This is a genomic window from Xanthomonas sp. NCPPB 3442 (genome assembly GCF_056725145.1).
In genome coordinates, this window is the sequence record NZ_CM161514.1 from 1652455 (window position 1) to 1669341 (window position 16887).

Genomic DNA, 16887 nt, shown 5'->3' on the forward strand with positions numbered 1-16887 from the left:
AGTGCGGCACCTACTCGGCAACCGCTTCCACTTCCTTGGGGTGGGGGCGCGTCTCGGCCAGCTGCCAGAAGATCAACGTCGACGACAAGGTGATGCCGCCCACACACAGGAAGGTGGCATGCAAGGCGGCGGTAGCGCCATGCATATCGCCCAGATGGGTATTGAATGCCGCCAACAGGCTGCCCGCTGCCGCAGCGCCGAAACCGGTGGCCAGCATCATCACCATCGACAGCAGACTGTTGCCGGGGCTGGCCTGGTCGCGGTCCAGATCGCGCAGGGTCACGGTGTTCATGACCGTAAATTGCAGTGAGTTCACCGCGCCGAAGCAGGCCAGTTGCACCAGGCGCAGCCACAGCGGCTGGCCGATATCGATGAGCGCAAAGCTGGCCATGGCCACGCCGACCAACACGGTGTTGAGCATCAGTACGCGCCGGTAGCCGAAGCGCCCCACCAGCTTGACCGCCGCGCGTTTGGCGGCCATGCCGGCCAGTGCCACCGGCACCATCATCAGCCCGGCATTCATCGGGCTCATGCCCAGGCCCACCTGCAACAGCAACGGGATCAAGAATGGCATCGAGCCGCTGCCCACGCGCGCGAACAAGTTGCCCAAAATGCCGATGCGGTAGCTCGCCACCTTGAACAGCGCCAGCGGAAACAGCGCGTTGGCGGTGTTGCCCGCATGCAGCCAGTAGCCGGCCAGTGCAGCCAGTCCGCCGATGGCCAGCAACATCACGAACGCATGGCGCAGGCCGAGTTCCGAGATGCCATCCAGCGCCAGCGACAAGGCCACCATGCCGAACGCCAGCATCAGGTAGCCGACCAAATCGAAGCGCCTGCGTGCATCGCCATAATGGTCGGGCATGATCTTCAGCGCGGCAATAAACCCGAGCACCCCGATCGGCAGGTTGATCAGGAACACCCAGTGCCACGAGGCGACTTCGACCAGCCAGCCGCCCAGGGTCGGGCCGATCAGCGGGCCGATCAGGGCGGGAATGGCGATAAAGCTCATCGCGCGCAGGAAGTCTGCGCGTGCCACCGTCTTGAGCACCGCCAGCCGCCCGACCGGCAGCAGCATCGCGCCGCCGATGCCTTGCACCACGCGTGCGGCCACCAACTGCGGCAGGTGCTGGGCTGCCGCGCACAGCAGCGAGCCCAAGGTGAACACGATGATCGCGGCGAGGAAGGTGCGCCGCGTACCGAAGCGGTCCGCGATCCAGCCCGAGGCAGGGATGAACATCGCCACTGCCAGCGCATAACTGAAGACCACTGACTGCATCTGCAGCGGGCTTTCGCGCAGGCTGCGCGCCATCGACGGCAACGCCGTGTTGACGATGGTCGCATCCAGCATCTGCATGAAGATGGCCAGCGACACCAGCCACAGCAGCGGCTTGATGGTGGCGTAGGCGCGCAAGGTGGGGACGGGCTGAGACATGGGGGCTTGGCCGGGGGAACGCTGCATTATCGTCTCCCTGCTGTGCACGGCACGGAACGCTGTGTGCGACGCCCGGGAATGCCTGCGTTGGCAGCCTGCGCCGCGTGCGGGCGCAAGGCCGACGCTGCACGCTCAGGCAGATCGCGTCATCGCATTGGCGGCTTGGGTGCGGTGTGAATCGCGCGACGCGTTTCATGACACAACGCGTCCGGCACATATATATATCTGGCGGCGGGGTGAACGCGCAGAGCCAGTGGGTCGGTTCAGTTGCGAAATAGCTGGCTCGGCAGTGCCTACATGCACGCGGGAACTGGCACTGGCACGGGCCGGGTCCGTGCGACCCGGCCCGCTCGCCGCGGCGGCTTAGCGCTTGCTCAGGCTCTGCACCGCGTCCACCAGCACACCCACGTGCTCGGGATTCATATCCGGCGACATGCCATGGCCGAGGTTGAAGACGTGCCCTTCGCGTGAGCCGCCATTGCCTTGGGCGTAGCTGTCCAGGGTCTTGGCGACTTCGCTACGGATCGCGTCGGGCGAGCCGTACAGCGTGGCCGGGTCGAGATTGCCCTGCAGGGCAACGCGGCCGCCCGCCCGTTGAGCGGCGTCAGCCAGCGAGATGGTCCAGTCCACGCCCACGGCTTCGGCGCCGCTGGCGGCCAGATCCGCCACGTAGGCGCCGTTGCCCTTGCCGAACAGCACCAGCGGGGTGCGCTCGGCCCCGGTGCCGCGCTCCAGTTCACGCGCGATGCGGGTCAGGTAGGGCAGCGAGAATTCGCGGTACATCGCCGGCGAGAGCACGCCGCCCCAGGTGTCGAATACCTGCAGCGCCTGCGCGCCTGCCGCGCGCTGGGCGGCCAGGTAGGCGATCACCGCGTCGGTGACGGTGCCGAGCAGGTGATGCAGCAGCTCTGGCGCGTTGAAGGCCATGGCCTTGATGCGTGCGTATTCCTTGCTGCCGCCGCCTTCGATCATGTAGCAGGCCAGCGTCCACGGGCTGCCGGAGAAACCGATCAAGGGTACCGAACCATCCAGTTCGCGGCGGATCACCCGCACCGCATCCATCACGTAGCGCAGCTCGGTTTCCATGTCCGGCACGCCCAGGCGGTGGATTGCGGCGGCATCGCGCACCGGGTGGCGGAACTTGGGGCCTTCGCCTTCGACAAAGTACAGCTCCAGGCCCATCGCATCGGGGATGGTGAGGATGTCGGAGAACAGGATTGCCGCATCAAGCGGGAAGCGCTGCAGCGGCTGTAGGGTCACTTCGCAGGCGATGTCCGGATTCTTGGCCATGCCCAGGAAACTGCCGGCACGCGCGCGGGTGGCGCGGTACTCCGGCAAATAGCGGCCGGCCTGGCGCATCAACCACACAGGGGTGCGGTCCACGGGCTGACGGTTGAGCGCGCGCAGCAGGCGATCGTTCTTGAGCATGGGAAAGTATGTCCTCAGCGCGGCGCGTCGTCGGCGCCGCCGGTGATGAGTTGGAAACCGCGTTTAAGTTGGGTGTCGCGCGCCTTGTCGAAGGCGCGGTCCGCTTCCTCCTGTTGCAGGTACTGGTCGCGTCGCAGTTGCGTGCGTCCGCCGATCTCGCCGGTTTCGCGCAGCAGTTCCCAGCCACCGAACAGATCCGGTTGCAAGGTCAGCTGGACGTAGCGGAGCGGCGCGTTACCGCCGGGATCGTGTTGTAGAAGGATGCGCATGCGGCCGATTGTAGCCGGGCGCTGCTGAAGGCTGAGAGCAGTGGCGCGTCCGGGTGTTCTGGTTGCGCCGGGAGCGTCGTTGGGCGTCCACGCTTGCCGGTGCGCTCCTGCGCGAGGTTCCGACCGCCGTGCAGACGGCGGCAGGCAGTGCGTAGGAGCGCACCTGGGCGCGATAGGGATTGTCGGGAAGGCCCCATCGCGCCGGGGACGCTCCTACAAAGAGTGAGCGTCGTGGCGATCGACGGCAGCTGGGTGCCGGCGTCCAGCGTTCCGTGCCTTCGGCCGGCTGGCCTTATCCCGCCAGTATCTCCAGCACCGCTGCCTCTTCCACATCCGGCACGATCTCGGCCTTGCCGATGCCGCGCCACAACACCAGGCGCAGGCGGCCGGCGATGTTTTTCTTGTCCAGGCGCATGCGTGCGAGCAGGGCCTGAGGGGTCAGGCCGGGCGGGATCTCGGTGGGCAGATCGAAGTCGTGCAGCAGCGTGCGCAAGGCCTCGGTGTCCTGTGTATCGCTCATGCCCAGCGCGGCCGACAGGCGCGCCGCCAGCACCATGCCCACTGCGACGGCCTCGCCATGGTTGAGGTTGTCGTTGCCGGGCGCGCCGTAGCCTTGCTCGGTTTCGATGGCGTGACCGAAGGTGTGGCCCAGGTTGAGCAGGGCGCGCTCGCCTTTTTCCAGCGGGTCGCGCGCCACGATCTCGGCCTTGTGCTCGCAGCTGCGGGCGATGGCCTGCGCCAGCGCCGCTGCATCGCCATCGAGCAGGGCGCGGCGCTCGGCGTGCAGCCACTGGAAGAACAGCGGGTCGCGGATGGCGCCGTACTTGATCACCTCGGCCAGGCCGGCGCGCAGTTCGCGCGGCGGTAGCGTGCGCAAGGTGTCGGTGTCGGCGATCACCGCACGCGGCGGATGGAAGGCGCCGACCAGGTTCTTGCCCTGCGGGATGTCCACTGCGGTCTTGCCGCCGACCGATGAATCCACCATCGCCAGCAGGCTGGTGGGCAGCTGCACGCAGTCCACGCCGCGCATCCAGCACGCTGCCGCAAAGCCGGCCAGGTCGCCGACCACGCCGCCGCCCAGCGCGAACACGCAGGCGTCGCGGGTGGCGCCGAGTTCGGCCAGCGCGGTGATTGCAGAGCCAAAGGTCTCCAAGGTTTTGGAGGCTTCGCCGGCGGCAATGACCAACTCGCCGACCTGCAGGTCCGGCCGCGCGTTCAACAAGGCGGTGCGTACGCCGGCCGCGTAATGCGGAGCCACCTGCGAGTCGCTGAGCAGCAGCGCGTGGCGGCCACGCACGTGGCCGGCCAGGCGCGCGCCGTCGGCCAGCAGGCCCGGGGCGATGGTGATGGTGTAAGGCTGCACACCGTCGACATCGACGCTGCGCGAGGAACGGGGAAGTGTCATGCGGGGTTACTCGACATGCGCCATTGCGCGGCCAGGCGCAGCACCAGCTGCGCGGTGGCCTCGGCGGGGGAAAGATGATCGGTTTCCAGGCTGAGATCGGCGACCTGGCGGTAGAGCGGCGTGCGGTGCGCGGCCATCGCATGCAGCACCTGCTCGCGGTCGGCGCGTTGCAGCAGCGGGCGATTGCGATCGCGCGCCAGTCGCGTCAGTTGCGCCGGCACGCTGACATGCAGGTACACCACGAAGCCACGCGCGCAGATGCGCTCGCGGTTGCGCGGATCCAGCACGGCGCCGCCGCCGGTGGAAATCAGTTTGTTGTCCTGTTCCAGCAGCGCCTGCAGGGTCTGGGCCTCGTACTGCCGAAACCTGGCTTCGCCATGCTGCTCGAAGATGGCCGGGATGCTGCTGCCCACCTGGTCGACGATCGCCTGGTCCACATCGACGAATTCCAGCCCGAAGCGCTCGGCCAGGCGACGGCCGATGCAGCTTTTTCCGGCGCCCATCGGGCCGACCATCACGAGATTGGGTGCGGGGTTCATGCGCAGGGATCGTAGCATTCACGCCATCGGGCCGGGCCGATGGCACGGCGCAATTGCCGTCTCCAATCCCGCCAACCCCGCGTCGTTTCGGCGATTGGATCGCGGTGCATAGGCGAAGCGCGGGCGATGCGCCCACAATAGGCGTCCATCTGGCTGCCACGCACCGTCATGACCGATCTGTACGCAGAAGCTCTTGCCACCTTCGCCGCGCTGTATGCCGAGGCGCAGAACAGCGCCGAACCCGAAGCCAGCGCGATGACCGTGGCCACCGCCAACGTGGATGGCCGGCCGAGCGCGCGCACCGTGTTGCTCAAGGCCTTCGACGCGCGCGGGTTCGTGTTCTACACCCATCTGGACAGCGCAAAGGGCCGCGACCTGCAGACCCACCCGCAGGCGGCGCTGCTGTTCCTGTGGCGCAGCCTGCGCGAGGCCGGCATCCAGGTGCGCATCGAAGGCGGCGTGCAGCTGGTGAGCGCGGACGAATCCGATGCGTACTTCGCCTCGCGCCCGCGCATGAGCCAGATCGGCGCGTGGGCCTCGCGGCAGTCGCAGACGCTGGGTTCGCGCGAAGAGTTCGATGCGGCCATTGCCAAGGTCGAAGCGACGTTCGAAGGGCGCGAGGTGCCGCGCCCGGATGGTTGGGGCGGGTTCCGGGTGGTGCCGCAGGCGTTCGAGTTCTGGTACGGCGCCAAGTTCCGCCTGCACGAGCGCTGGCGCTACGAGGCCGACGCGGCCAGCCATTGGAGCAAGCGGATGCTGTATCCGTGAGGCAGCCGCCCGGCAGGGGGCGACAAGCCAGCTGAACGGGCGGTTTGCTCGCCTGCCGCGCGCCTGACCAGCTGACTTCCGGCCCTTTCTGCCGGTCACGGGCAGTCTGTAGTATGTCCGGTTGCTGCAGGACATTCGCTGCATCACCACCACGGCATGACCAAAGGACAGGACATCGTATGACGCAGTACACCACCGTCGAATTGCACGGCCTGCTGGCCGAGCGCTACCGTGGCCAGCCAATCCAGGTCGAACTGATCGACGGCCTGGAGCCGGCCATCAATCTCACCCTGGCCGACCACGGCGACATGCAGATCCAGGTTGCCGCTTCCGGCTCGCAGGTTTTTGTGTCCACGCTGCTGGCCCATGCCGAGCACGTCAACGACCGCGCCGCCTTCAACGACGCCTGCCTGCGCCTGAATCCGCTCAACCCCTTGTCCAACCTGGGCCTGGTCCAGGTCGACGGCAAGGACCGTTACGTGGTGTTTGGCGAACTGTCGGCCTCCTCGACGCTCGACCAGATCGACGAAGAAATCCAGACCCTGGCGGCCAATACGTTGGATGCCGCCGAATCTCTCAAGCCGTTCTTTTCCTAAAGGCGTGTTGTCATGAGTATCTTTTCCAAGCTGATCACGCTGCTGCGTGGTACCGCACACGAAACCGGCCAGAAGGCCGTCGACGCCAATGCGCTGCGCATCCTGGATCAGGAAATGCGCGATGCCGGCGCCCAGCTCACGCGCTCGCGCGAAGAGCTCACCAAGCTGATGGCGCAGAGCAAGCTGGCCCAGCAGAAGATCGACGCACGCGCCGGCAAGATGGCCGAATACACGCGCTACATCGAAGGCGCGCTGGCCAAGAACGATGAAGCGCTGGCACACGATGTGGCGGTCAAGCTGGCCGCCCTGGAAAGCGAGGATGCCGGCGACAAGGCCTCCAAGACCGCGCTGGACCAGTCGGTGGTGACGCTCAAGGCCACCATCCAGAAGACCGAGAACCAGCTGCGCGGCATGCGCCAGCAGATCGATACGGTCAAGGCCACCGACGCGGTGCAGAAGGCGCAGGCCGCCATTGCCGCGCGCCACTCCGGCGCCAGCAGCAAGATGGGCTCGGCGCTGGAATCGCTGGAGCGCATCAAGGCGCGCCAGGCCGAAACCTCGGCGCGCATCGAATCGGCCGAAGAACTCGAAGCGTCCACCGGCGATGGCGATCTCAATCGGCGCCTGGCGGCGGCCGGCCTGATGGAAGGCGAATCCAACGCCGCTGCGGTGCTGGCACGCTTCAAGAAGCCGGCCGCGCAGCTGGGTCACGAGAACGCCGGCGGCACCGCGCCGCTGATTGGCCAGGTGCGCGACGTGCAGCAGGTTCCGCGCAGCGACAGCTGATCCATCGCACGGCACAGGATGCGCCATGATCATCGTTGGACGGCTGTTGCGGGTCCTGCGGCGCCACGTGCGCCGCGTCAGCTGGGGCATGGTGGCGCTGGCACTGCTGGCGCACATGGGGCTGAGCTGGTTGCTGCTGCTGTGGGCCGGCGAGCACAAGCTCGTCGGCCTGGACGCATTTCCGTACTACTACATGACCACTGCCACCACCATCGGCTACGGCGACCTGTCGCCGGGTTCGGTGGCCGGGCGCTATATCGCCGCGTTCGTGTTGATGCCGGGCGCGGTGGCGTTGTTCGCCACGGTGCTGGCCAAGACCAGCGGCGTGCTCATCACTTTCTGGAGGCGCCACCACATGGGCAAGATGGCCTATGCAGACCTGCGCGGGCACACCATTCTGATCGGCTGGCAGGGCGCCGCCTCCACGCGCCTGCTGGAATTGCTGCTGTCCGACACCGCCACCGATGACGAAGGCGTGGTGCTGATCGCCGAGGGCGTGGCGGAAAACCCGATGCCCGACCACATGCGCTTCATCGCCGCCGAGTCGTACACGCACACCGAGGTGTACCTGCGTGCCGGCATTGCCGGCGCGGCGCGGGTGATCGTCAACCCGCCCTCCGACGACCAGACCCTGGCGGCGGTGTTCGCGTTGATGGCGCATGCGCCTGCCGCGCATGTCGTGGCGCACTTCGATTCGGCCAGCGCGGCGCGATTGGTCAACTGCCATTACCCGGCCATCGAGTGCACGCGGCCGATGACCGCCGAGATCCTGGCACGTGCGGCGCAGGATCCGGGCAGTGCGGCGCTCACCGCCGAGCTGCTGTCGGTGGACGATGGTCCCACCCAGTTCAGTCTTGTTGTGCCTGCGAATGTGCAACCGCTGGATTACAGCCGGCTTGCGGCCGATTTCGGCCAGCGTGGCGCGTTGCTGCTGGGCCTGCGCGCGCCCGACGGCGCGTTGCGCTTGAACCCGCCAGCACGCACCGCTGTCGCCGCCGGTGCCATGCTGTATTACCTGGCCGAGCAGCGCGTGCCGGCGCACGCCATCGCGTGGCCGGCCATGCGCAGCGAGGCGTCCCCCATTTCTACATCGCCACAAGGTGTCTGACGATGAGTTTTTTCAACAAGTTGTTCGGTCAACCGCAACCGCCGCCGCTGCCCACTTCCGGAAGTGGCGCGATCGGTCACGCGCTGCCCCTGGGGCTGCGTGTCGGTGGTCAGGTGGAGATCGACACCACCCTGTACCGCATGGCGCCGGAGGCCATGACCGCCGAGTTGCCGGGCGGGCACCAGGGCATTCCCTGCTACGGTCACGTCAATCTGGGCGATGGCTATGCGCTGCATCGCTTCTACCTGGACGACGATGCGTTCCTGCAGGTCACCACCGTGGGGGGCGATCTGGAAGCGATGAAGGCCTTCGTGTATTGCGAAACGGTGAACCCGCCCAGCAAGCAGGCGTTTCAGGAGTTCGTCATGCAGCATCCGCACCTGGGCGCGGCGCAGATCGAGTACGCCGGCAAACAGTGGCAGCGCGCAACGCAATCCACCGATGACGCGTCACGGATTCCGCCGATCGCCTACGACGAAGTGCTGTACCGCTACCAGCCGCCGCGCCGCGATGGCGATCTGACCCATTACGCCATGCTCTACAGCCGCGATGTGCCGGAGCTGCAGCGCGAAGAATTCCTGCTGGTGACCGGCGAAGATTCCGGCCCCAACGAATTCTGCGTCACCTATGCGGTCGGTATCGATGTCACCGTTGCCGATCTGGATATCACCTGAGCGCGCCCGCGCGTCTTCCACCCACCTTGGTCCTGTCATGAATCCGATCAATCTGCAGAGTTTTCTCGCGTTTCTTTCCTATTTCGGTACCGGCCTGGGTGTGCTGATCGTCTCGGTGGTGCTGGTGACCCTGGTCACCCCGCATAAGGATTTCACCTTGCTGCGGCAGGGCAATGTGGCAGCGGCCACCGCGCTGGCCGGCAACCTGATCGGCGTGGCGCTGCCGCTGCATTCGGCCATCACCCATTCGGTGAGCCTGATCGACGCCCTGATCTGGGGCCTGGTGGCCTGCGGCATCCAGGTGGTGGCCTACCTGCTGGCCAACCTGGTGGCTGGGCGCATCTCGCGGCAGATCACCGACAACATCACCGCCGCCGGTATCTTTTCGGCCGGCGTGTCGATCGCGGTGGGGCTGATCAATGCCGCCGCGATCACGCCGTAACGGAGCGCGGGCATGAAGCGATCACGCAATCTCAAACTCACCTTGATGGCTGCGCTGCCGGCCGCCTTCGTCACCGGCTGCGGCTCGGAGCCGGAGACCGGTGTGGTGCTGCAATCGGCGTCGGACTGTTACCAGATCAAGCAGGAACAGTCCGATATCCAGCAATGCCTCAAGGCCTACGACGAGGCGGTGGCCAAGCATCAGCAGGCCGCGCCGCGCTTCACCACGCGCTACGAGTGCGATGAACAGTTCGGCAGCTGCACGGCGATCACCAATCCGCAGGGGCAGCAGAGCTGGATCCCGCCGATGGGCGGTTTTTTGCTGGGTTATGCGCTGGGCAACATGAGCGGCGGCGGTTACCGCTATGGCGGCTCGATTCCGCTGTACCGCGATTACCGCAGCGGCGGTTACTACAAGCCCAATGGCGATCTGGCCAGCAACCGCATTGGCACGGTGCGTGGGCGCAGCGGCGCCATCGACATGCCCACGCGCGCCATCACCGTGTCGCGTTCGGGCTTCGGTTCCAGCGCGGCGGCGCGCAGTTCGTTCGGCAGCGGCGGGCGCAGCTCGGGCTTCGGCGGCTGACATGCAACGCATCCTGATCCCCGAACGCGCGGACTGGCGCACGCAGGCCGAATCGCTGGGCTTTCACTTCCACACCATCGACGGCGAACCGTATTGGGACGAAAGCGCCTACTACGCGTTTTCGCTGCGTCAGATCGAAGATGACATCGAAGCGCCCACGCAAGAGTTGCACGACATGGCGATGCAGCTGGTGGACGAGGTGGTGGGCTCGGAAGCGCTGATGACCCAGCTGGCCATCCCGCCGTTCTACTGGGACTGGATCGCCAACTCCTGGAAAGGGCGCGACCCGCATCTGTATGGCCGCATGGACCTGGCGTATTCGGGCGATGGCCCGGCCAAGCTGTACGAACTCAATTACGACACGCCAACATCGCTTTACGAATCGGCCTACTTCCAGTGGCTGTGGCTGGAACAGCAGATCGCCAGCGGTGCGCTGCCCAAGGGAACCGATCAGTACAACCTGATCCAGGACCTGCTGTGCGAAACCCTGGGCGCGCTGGCCGTGGATGGCGCGATCGGCGCGCAGATGCATTTTGCGGCGGTGCGCGATTCGCTGGAGGATCGCGCCACCGTGCGTTACCTGCGCGACTGTGCGCACCAGGTGGGCATCAGCACCGAGGAAGTGGCCATCGAAGACATCGGCCTGAGTGCCGAGGGCTGGTTCACCGACGAACAGGACCGGGTGATCCACACGCTGTTCAAGCTGTATCCGCTGGAATTCATGATGGAAGAACGCTTCGGGCCGGCATTGATCGCCGACCGGGTGCGCCTGATCGAGCCGGCATGGAAATCGGTGTTGAGCAACAAGGGCATCCTGCCGCTGCTGTGGGACCGCCATCAGGGTCATCCGAATCTGCTGCCTGCCCGCTTTGCGCAGGCCGGTGAGGCACCAACCGCAGGCTGGGTGCGCAAGCCGCTGCTGTCGCGCGAGGGCGCCAACATCGCGCTGGTGACGGCGCAAGGCGAGGCCGCGCACACCGATGGCCCGTACGTGGACGGCCCGGCGATTCTGCAGGCGCATCACCCGCTGCCGGTGTTCGACGGGCGCCATGCGTTGGTGGGCAGCTGGGTTGTGGCGGATCGTCCTGCCGGATTGGGCATGCGCGACGACGCTGGCCCGATCACCCGCGACACCTCGCGCTTCGTGCCGCACGTCATCACCGATTGATGTGTATCGGCGGGTGCATCGCCAGTGCGAAGTGGCGGTGTCGCTAATTGGAGCAGGCCGTCCTTTGCGGCACACCTGCAGACGGGTGTGGGGAGGCATGCCCAGGGGGGGGGGGCGGCGGCGACAACGCCACCGCGTTGGCTCCGCCGGTCGCGCATGACAGATGCGCCAGCGCCGCGCAAGGCCTCAGGCGCATGCAAGGCGACGCATCTTTTCCACATCCCCTGTGGATGGAAGTTGCACAAGGCTGTGGACAAGTGCGTGCAGGCCCCGGCCTGCAACGCTGTCAAGATGGGTGGCGAAAAAATGACCAGCGGTTCGAGGGGGGCTTTTTTCGTGTGCGGGTCCATGCGATCCCGGCAGGATCGGCAAAGTGGTCGGCGCTGCTAACGCTGTGGTCTCGGGCCGGCATCAAGCGACCCTCTCCATGTGGTGAACCTGGAGATCACCTCGGTCGTTGCGACCCGCCAAGCCTTGGGGCTCATTCGCGTGCTGCCATCGACCGGCCACGTTGCCTCGGCAATGTGGTATGGCGTTACGTCGATGCCGCGTAGTCGCCGCGGACGCCATCACACCCGCCGCGCCACAAAAAAGCTCGCCACCGCCAGCAACCACGCCAACGCGAACACGCTCAGGTAGGCGGCGCGCGTGGCCGATGTCAGCAGCGCGGCGAACACTGCGCCCGCCAGCGCCAGCATGGCCGCCACCGCGATGGCTTCGCTCAGTTGCAAGGCAGAGCTGTTGGCGCCTTGCTGGGCCGGTGGCGACAGCGACAGCATCACCACCGACAGGCTGGGATACAGCAGGCCCATGCCCAGGCCGGTCAGCGCCCAGCCGGCAATTGCCAACGGCACAGGAATCGGCGGCCACACCGCACCCGCGCTGATCGCAATGCCCAGCGTCATCAACAGCGCGCCGCTCTTGAGCAGGCGAGGGCGCGACCAACCGGCGCGGCTGTGGCCCTGGTACCACGATCCGCCAAACCAGCCCAACGCACCCACGCTCAGTGCCACGCCGGCCAGCAGCGGCGAAAGCCCGCGTTCGCGCGACAGCAGCAGCGGCAAAAAGGCTTCAAAGCCGAAGAAGGCGGCCGCCGCAATGCCACGCAGCGCGATCACGCTCGGCAAGCCGCGCGCAAGCCGCAACGTACCAGCCGGCAGCAGGCGCCAGGCGCAATACGCGGTGAGCAACACGGCCGGCAGCATTGCGCCCGGCGCCAGCATGCCGTGCAGTTGTCCGCCCAGGTACACGCCAAGCACGCCCATTGCCGCTCCGATAGCCCACCCCATCGAGGCGGTTGGCGCCTCGGACCCGTCGCGTGTCCAGGCCTGTCCGCGCAGCGCCGGCCACAGCAGTAATCCAGCCGGAATCGCCAACAGCGGCACCGACAAAAATACCCAGCGCCAGCCCAGGTGCTGCACGATCAATCCGCTGATGCCCGGCCCGATCAACGAGGGCACCACCCACCCGGCCGAAAACGCGGCAAACACGCGTGGGCGCAAGACCTCCGGGTACAGCCGCCCCACGATGACGTATAGGGCCACCGAATAGGCGCCGGCCCCCAGCCCCTGCAGCAAGCGCCCGGCGATCAACATCGGCATGCTCGGTGCCAGGCCGGCGACCAGCAGGCCGACCACAAAGCACAACAGGCCGGCAGCCAATGCACCGCCAGGACCGGCCCGGTCGCTCCAGCGTCCGGCCGCCGTCATCCCGATCACGCTGGTGGCCAGCGCGCCGCCGAACGCCAATGCATACAGCGGCAGCCCGTTCAACTCGCGCGCCACCGTCGGCATGGCGGCGGCAACCGCCAGCGACTCGAACGCGTTGAGCGACACCAGTGCCACCATGCCCAGCGTCGCCGCGCGGTAAGGCGCGGCCAGGATGGAGGTGGGCTGCGTTTGGATGGACAGCACTGCGGCAGTGATCGGTCTTTCGGTAGGCATCGAAGATCCAGGAAGGAAACGTGTATCGAGCCTTCACCGCTACTTGCACCGGTGAAGGCCGCGCAGCATCCTGCCTCAACCTAAGTTGAGGTCAAGGCAATGCAACGTGAGTTGTCCGTGGGCGAGGTCGCCAAGCGCAGTGGTGTTGCGGTGTCGGCGCTGCACTTCTACGAGCGCAAAGGCTTGATCAGCAGCCTGCGCACCGCCGGCAATCAGCGTCGTTATGCGCGCGATGTGCTGCGGCGCATCGCGGTGATCCGCGTGGCGCAACGCCTGGGTGTGCCGTTGCAGCAGGTGCTCGATGCCTTCTCGGTGTTGCCGGATCAACGCACACCGACGCGTGCGGAGTGGGCGCGCATGTCGGCGCGTTGGCGGAGCCAGCTGGACGCGCGCATCAATGAACTGCAGGCCTTGCGCGACCAGCTCACCGACTGCATCGGCTGCGGCTGCCTGTCGCTGCGCCGCTGCCGCCTGAGCAATCCGGACGATGCCATGGGCCGCAGTGGTGAGGGGGCGTTGCGATTGGGTGGCCTGATGGCGGAGTAAGTCGGCCTGGCCAGCCGGCCCGGCGCACCGGGCCGAGCGGGGAGGGCCGAGCGGGGAGGGCCGGCGTCGCGCGGGCGCTCTGCGCGTGCGGTGCGTGACTGGGCCTCCACCAGAGCAGCCATCGGCGGCCACCTCCCAAACCTCAGGCAGCCGCAACCGGGACCAATGGCATTCCCGCGCGCGGCAAACTGCGCCGTAGGATGGGAATTCCCTCCGCCGCAGGATTTCGCATGACCCCCACCGTGCGCCGATCACTCACCGTTGCATTGTCGCTGGCCTGCGTCGCTGCGCCGGCGCTTGCCGCTGCCGCGCCAGCCCGCGCCGCTCTCGCTGCCACGCCTGCGCCGGCAAGCGTGTTCGATCCGCTGGCCCTGTTCGCGCCCCTGCAATTGCCCGACGCTCCGAATAGCTACCGCAGCGGCAGCGGCGTACCTGGCCCGGCGTTCTGGCAGAACCGCGCCGATTACGACCTCAACGCGAGCATCGACCCGGCAACGCATTCCCTCAGCGGCGAGGCCGCCATCACCTACACCAACCACAGCCCCGACACGCTGGACGTGCTGTGGCTGCAACTGGACCAGAACATCTACCGCGCCGATGCGCGCGCTGCCGCCAGCCGGCCGCTCAAGCGCAAGGAGTTCACCGATGGCATGCAGATCGCCAGCGTCGAGATCGATCAAGGCGGGCGCCGCCAGCCGGCGCGCTTCATCGTCGACGACACCCGCATGCGGGTGGATCTGCCGCAACCGCTGGCCGGGCAGGGCAAGGCGCTCACCGTGCACATCCGTTACCGCTACACGATTCCCGGCACCTGGGGCGGGCGCACGGCCGTCAGTGCCAGCAAGCAAGGCGAGATCTACGAGATTGCGCAGTGGTATCCGCGCATGGCGGTGTACGACGATCTGCGTGGCTGGGACACGCAACCGTATCTGGGATCGGAGTTCTACCTGGAGTACGGCAATTTCGACTATGCCGTGACCGTGCCGGTGGGCTTTCTGGTCGCCGGCTCCGGCGCGCTGACCAATCCGCAGGACGTACTCAGCCGCACCGAACAGCAACGCCTGGAACACGCCCGCAGCAGCGACCGCACCGTGCTGATCCGCACGCCTGCCGAGGTAACCGCAGGTACGGCCAAACCGGCGGGCAAGGGCACGCAAACCTGGCGCTTCCACATGGATCACACCCGCGACGTCGCATTTGCCGCATCGCCGGCGTTCGTCTGGGATGCGGCGCGCATCAATTTGCCGGGCGGCAAGCACGCGCTTGCGATGTCGGTGTACCCGCTGGAAGGCGTGGGCGCAGACAAGTGGAACCGCTCTACCGAATACGTCAAAGGCGCCATCGAGCATTTTTCGCAGTGGTATCCGTATCCGTGGCCGGCAGCGATCAACCTGGGCGGCTATGGGGCCGGCATGGAATATCCGGGCATCGTCTTCGATGGTTTCGAAGACGGCGGCAAGGACCTGTTCTGGATCACCGCACACGAAATCGGCCACACCTGGTTCCCGATGATCGTCGGCTCCAACGAGCGCCGGCATGCGTTCATGGATGAAGGTTTCAATACCTTCATCGACGTGTATGCATCGGATGCGTTCAACAAGGGCGAATACGCGCCCAAGCGCGATTCGGAATATGCGCCCAAAGGCGGCAACCCGGTCGACGAAATCCTGCCGTTACTGGCCGACACCCACGCGCCGACGTTGATGGACAACGCAGATTCCACCAGCGAGACCTATCGCCATCCGCTGACCTACTTCAAGGGTGCTCTCGGCCTGGTGCTGTTGCGCGAGCAGATCCTGGGACCGGCGCGTTTCGATCCTGCATTTCGCAAATACATCGCCACCTGGGCTTACAAGCATCCCACGCCCTCGGACTTCTTCCGGCTGATGGAAAGCGAAAGCGGTGAGGACCTGTCCTGGTGGTGGCGCGGCTGGTATCTCAACAATTGGCAGCTGGACATGGGCATCGCCGACGCGCATTACGTCGACCACGACCCGGCCAAGGGAGTGCAAGTCACATTGCGCAGCCGGCAGAAGTTGGTGATGCCGGCGACCCTGCGTGCGGACCTGGCCGATGGCAGCCACCTGGACCGACGCATTCCGGTGGAAACATGGCTGCAGACCACTACCCCCACAGTCACCGTGCCGACCACCCAGAGAGTGCTGCACGTCACCTTGGACCCGGACCATGTGCTGCCAGATGCCGACCGCAGCGACGCGCGCGCGGACGTGAGCGGCTGAGCACTGCGCGAGGCGTGGGTGCCGACGTGGCCGCAGCGCGGTCGGGTCGGTGGCTGCGTGCGGCAACCGCCGACGAAAACGGAAACAAGCGCCTGCGTTGATCACCGGGCGAGCGCAGCAGTTGCCCGGCATCGATCGGCAGCAGACGACGTGGCTCCTGTGCGATGAGGATGGGTTCGCCCGACGACAAATTAGTGCGCCCGTTGTCTGCCCGGACGCGGCGCAATCGATTGCGAAGCGTGTACCGTCTTCTTCGCGCGCAATGCATGTCGCTGCACTGACACACAGGCGACATGCAATCGGCAGGCGCATGCAGTGCGTTGCCGCGTCCTGTGCAGCGCCGACTTTTACATGCGCAATCCGGACGCGCGGCACTGGTCGTGATCCCAGGTTTGCGCAATCGCCGCATTCGACTCCATTGCGACACGTTCATTATGCAAATTTCACCGTTCGACCCGACGGTTTTTGCGTAATGCCGTGATAACGCTTACAGCCCCGCCAGCATTGAAAACTGCATGCGGGCTCAAGCGACTGCGGTATCGGCTGTAACAGTGCACAGCCATCACTATGCTGCAACGCACGGTGACAAGCCCTTTATGCCCTGACTAGGCTGCGCGGCATGTTAGCGCTATCACTGGCTGACACGTCGTGCAAAGAACCTGCAACAAACGCAACAATGGCGTGGCAACGCCGTTGCTGCGGCGGGTAGACGTGCATGCACATCGCAGGTCGACGGTCGAAGGGGCGATCGGCAGCCTGCGTGCTAGGGGACAGATCGAGGGCAACTGAGACAACGTCAAGCAGTTGTTGCGTGGTGCGTGTGGCGCGGTGCAAGGAGCGAGATGCCATCAGGGCTTCTCCGATCCAGGCGCCGGCTGCGCCCGCACGACAAATGCATGGCGTTGGATTGGTGGCTCCAGCAGTTGCAGCAGCGTTGGCCACGGCCTGTCGGGCAGTG

General features: G+C 66.3%; 16 protein-coding genes. 10 read left to right on the forward strand and 6 right to left on the reverse strand.

Annotation, left to right across the window (positions count from 1 at the left end):
• Positions 1–10: 10 nt before the first annotated feature.
• The 5 genes from mdtD to AC1POX_RS07010 form a co-directional block, all read right to left on the reverse strand.
• Complete coding sequence (gene mdtD / locus AC1POX_RS06990) at positions 11–1432, reverse strand: multidrug transporter subunit MdtD (protein ID WP_372356903.1); 1422 nt, start codon at positions 1430–1432, stop codon at positions 11–13.
• Positions 1433–1795: 363 nt separating this feature from the next.
• Complete coding sequence (hemE, locus tag AC1POX_RS06995; RefSeq protein ID WP_008571718.1) at positions 1796–2860, reverse strand: uroporphyrinogen decarboxylase; 1065 nt, start codon at positions 2858–2860, stop codon at positions 1796–1798.
• A 14-nt stretch (positions 2861–2874) separates the two neighbouring features.
• A complete protein-coding gene (locus tag AC1POX_RS07000; RefSeq protein ID WP_014090725.1) occupies positions 2875–3129 on the reverse strand; it encodes a WGR domain-containing protein in 255 nt (84 codons plus the stop codon).
• A gap of 292 nt (positions 3130–3421) precedes the next feature.
• Complete coding sequence (aroB, locus tag AC1POX_RS07005) at positions 3422–4534, reverse strand: 3-dehydroquinate synthase (RefSeq protein ID WP_209261278.1); 1113 nt, start codon at positions 4532–4534, stop codon at positions 3422–3424.
• The gene (locus AC1POX_RS07010) at positions 4531–5073 is read right to left on the reverse strand and encodes a shikimate kinase (RefSeq protein ID WP_014090723.1); all 543 of its coding nucleotides are present in this window, start codon (positions 5071–5073) and stop codon (positions 4531–4533) included. Before AC1POX_RS07010 ends, aroB begins: the two co-directional genes overlap by 4 nt.
• 168 nt (positions 5074–5241) lie before the next feature.
• Between AC1POX_RS07010 and pdxH the strand changes: the two genes are divergently transcribed.
• The 8 genes from pdxH to AC1POX_RS07050 all read left to right on the forward strand — a co-directional run bounded on the left by pdxH (position 5242) and on the right by AC1POX_RS07050 (position 11200).
• On the forward strand, positions 5242–5841 hold the full coding sequence (pdxH, locus tag AC1POX_RS07015) for a pyridoxamine 5'-phosphate oxidase (protein WP_008571714.1): 600 nt from the start codon (positions 5242–5244) through the stop codon (positions 5839–5841).
• Positions 5842–6020: 179 nt separating this feature from the next.
• Positions 6021–6437, forward strand: a complete 417-nt coding sequence (locus tag AC1POX_RS07020; protein WP_007965635.1) for a YjfI family protein — start codon at positions 6021–6023, stop codon at positions 6435–6437.
• A gap of 12 nt (positions 6438–6449) precedes the next feature.
• Positions 6450–7223 (forward strand): PspA/IM30 family protein, encoded by a 774-nt coding sequence (locus AC1POX_RS07025; protein WP_011348181.1) that lies wholly within the window; start codon positions 6450–6452, stop codon positions 7221–7223.
• A 25-nt stretch (positions 7224–7248) separates the two neighbouring features.
• Complete coding sequence (locus AC1POX_RS07030; RefSeq protein ID WP_011348180.1) at positions 7249–8331, forward strand: potassium channel family protein; 1083 nt, start codon at positions 7249–7251, stop codon at positions 8329–8331.
• Positions 8328–9005: a YjfK family protein gene (locus tag AC1POX_RS07035; protein ID WP_029819938.1), complete on the forward strand. Its 678-nt coding sequence runs from the start codon at positions 8328–8330 to the stop codon at positions 9003–9005. Before AC1POX_RS07030 ends, AC1POX_RS07035 begins: the two co-directional genes overlap by 4 nt.
• 37 nt (positions 9006–9042) lie before the next feature.
• Positions 9043–9447, forward strand: coding sequence for a DUF350 domain-containing protein (locus tag AC1POX_RS07040; RefSeq protein WP_003489536.1), 405 nt, complete (start codon positions 9043–9045; stop codon positions 9445–9447).
• A 12-nt stretch (positions 9448–9459) separates the two neighbouring features.
• The gene (locus tag AC1POX_RS07045) at positions 9460–10032 is read left to right on the forward strand and encodes a DUF1190 domain-containing protein (protein WP_008573065.1); all 573 of its coding nucleotides are present in this window, start codon (positions 9460–9462) and stop codon (positions 10030–10032) included.
• Position 10033: 1 nt separating this feature from the next.
• Positions 10034–11200, forward strand: coding sequence for a glutathionylspermidine synthase family protein (locus AC1POX_RS07050; RefSeq protein ID WP_011348178.1), 1167 nt, complete (start codon positions 10034–10036; stop codon positions 11198–11200).
• 569 nt (positions 11201–11769) lie between these two features.
• On the opposite strand, the gene AC1POX_RS07055 is transcribed toward AC1POX_RS07050, so the two are convergent.
• Complete coding sequence (locus AC1POX_RS07055) at positions 11770–13143, reverse strand: MFS transporter (protein WP_372356904.1); 1374 nt, start codon at positions 13141–13143, stop codon at positions 11770–11772.
• Positions 13144–13242: 99 nt separating this feature from the next.
• Between AC1POX_RS07055 and soxR the strand changes: the two genes are divergently transcribed.
• Both soxR and AC1POX_RS07065 read left to right on the forward strand, forming a co-directional pair.
• Positions 13243–13689 carry a redox-sensitive transcriptional activator SoxR gene (gene soxR, locus AC1POX_RS07060; RefSeq protein ID WP_031423642.1) on the forward strand — a complete coding sequence of 149 codons (447 nt, stop codon included), beginning with the start codon at positions 13243–13245 and terminating at the stop codon, positions 13687–13689.
• Positions 13690–13919: 230 nt separating this feature from the next.
• Positions 13920–15929: a M1 family metallopeptidase gene (locus tag AC1POX_RS07065; protein WP_218504430.1), complete on the forward strand. Its 2010-nt coding sequence runs from the start codon at positions 13920–13922 to the stop codon at positions 15927–15929.
• The last annotated feature ends 958 nt before the right edge of the window (positions 15930–16887 follow it).

Coding starts and splice junctions, on each gene's coding strand:
- hemE (WP_008571718.1), bottom strand. CDS start 2,860: ATGCTCAAGAACGATCGCCTGCTGCGCGCGCTCAACCGTCAGCCCGTG.
- aroB (WP_209261278.1), bottom strand. CDS start 4,534: ATGACACTTCCCCGTTCCTCGCGCAGCGTCGATGTCGACGGTGTGCAG.
- AC1POX_RS07025 (WP_011348181.1), top strand. CDS start 6,450: ATGAGTATCTTTTCCAAGCTGATCACGCTGCTGCGTGGTACCGCACAC.
- soxR (WP_031423642.1), top strand. CDS start 13,243: ATGCAACGTGAGTTGTCCGTGGGCGAGGTCGCCAAGCGCAGTGGTGTT.
- pdxH (WP_008571714.1), top strand. CDS start 5,242: ATGACCGATCTGTACGCAGAAGCTCTTGCCACCTTCGCCGCGCTGTAT.
- AC1POX_RS07000 (WP_014090725.1), bottom strand. CDS start 3,129: ATGCGCATCCTTCTACAACACGATCCCGGCGGTAACGCGCCGCTCCGC.
- AC1POX_RS07055 (WP_372356904.1), bottom strand. CDS start 13,143: ATGCCTACCGAAAGACCGATCACTGCCGCAGTGCTGTCCATCCAAACG.
- AC1POX_RS07020 (WP_007965635.1), top strand. CDS start 6,021: ATGACGCAGTACACCACCGTCGAATTGCACGGCCTGCTGGCCGAGCGC.
- AC1POX_RS07010 (WP_014090723.1), bottom strand. CDS start 5,073: ATGAACCCCGCACCCAATCTCGTGATGGTCGGCCCGATGGGCGCCGGA.
- AC1POX_RS07030 (WP_011348180.1), top strand. CDS start 7,249: ATGATCATCGTTGGACGGCTGTTGCGGGTCCTGCGGCGCCACGTGCGC.
- AC1POX_RS07040 (WP_003489536.1), top strand. CDS start 9,043: ATGAATCCGATCAATCTGCAGAGTTTTCTCGCGTTTCTTTCCTATTTC.
- AC1POX_RS07065 (WP_218504430.1), top strand. CDS start 13,920: ATGACCCCCACCGTGCGCCGATCACTCACCGTTGCATTGTCGCTGGCC.
- AC1POX_RS07045 (WP_008573065.1), top strand. CDS start 9,460: ATGAAGCGATCACGCAATCTCAAACTCACCTTGATGGCTGCGCTGCCG.
- AC1POX_RS07050 (WP_011348178.1), top strand. CDS start 10,034: ATGCAACGCATCCTGATCCCCGAACGCGCGGACTGGCGCACGCAGGCC.
- mdtD (WP_372356903.1), bottom strand. CDS start 1,432: ATGTCTCAGCCCGTCCCCACCTTGCGCGCCTACGCCACCATCAAGCCG.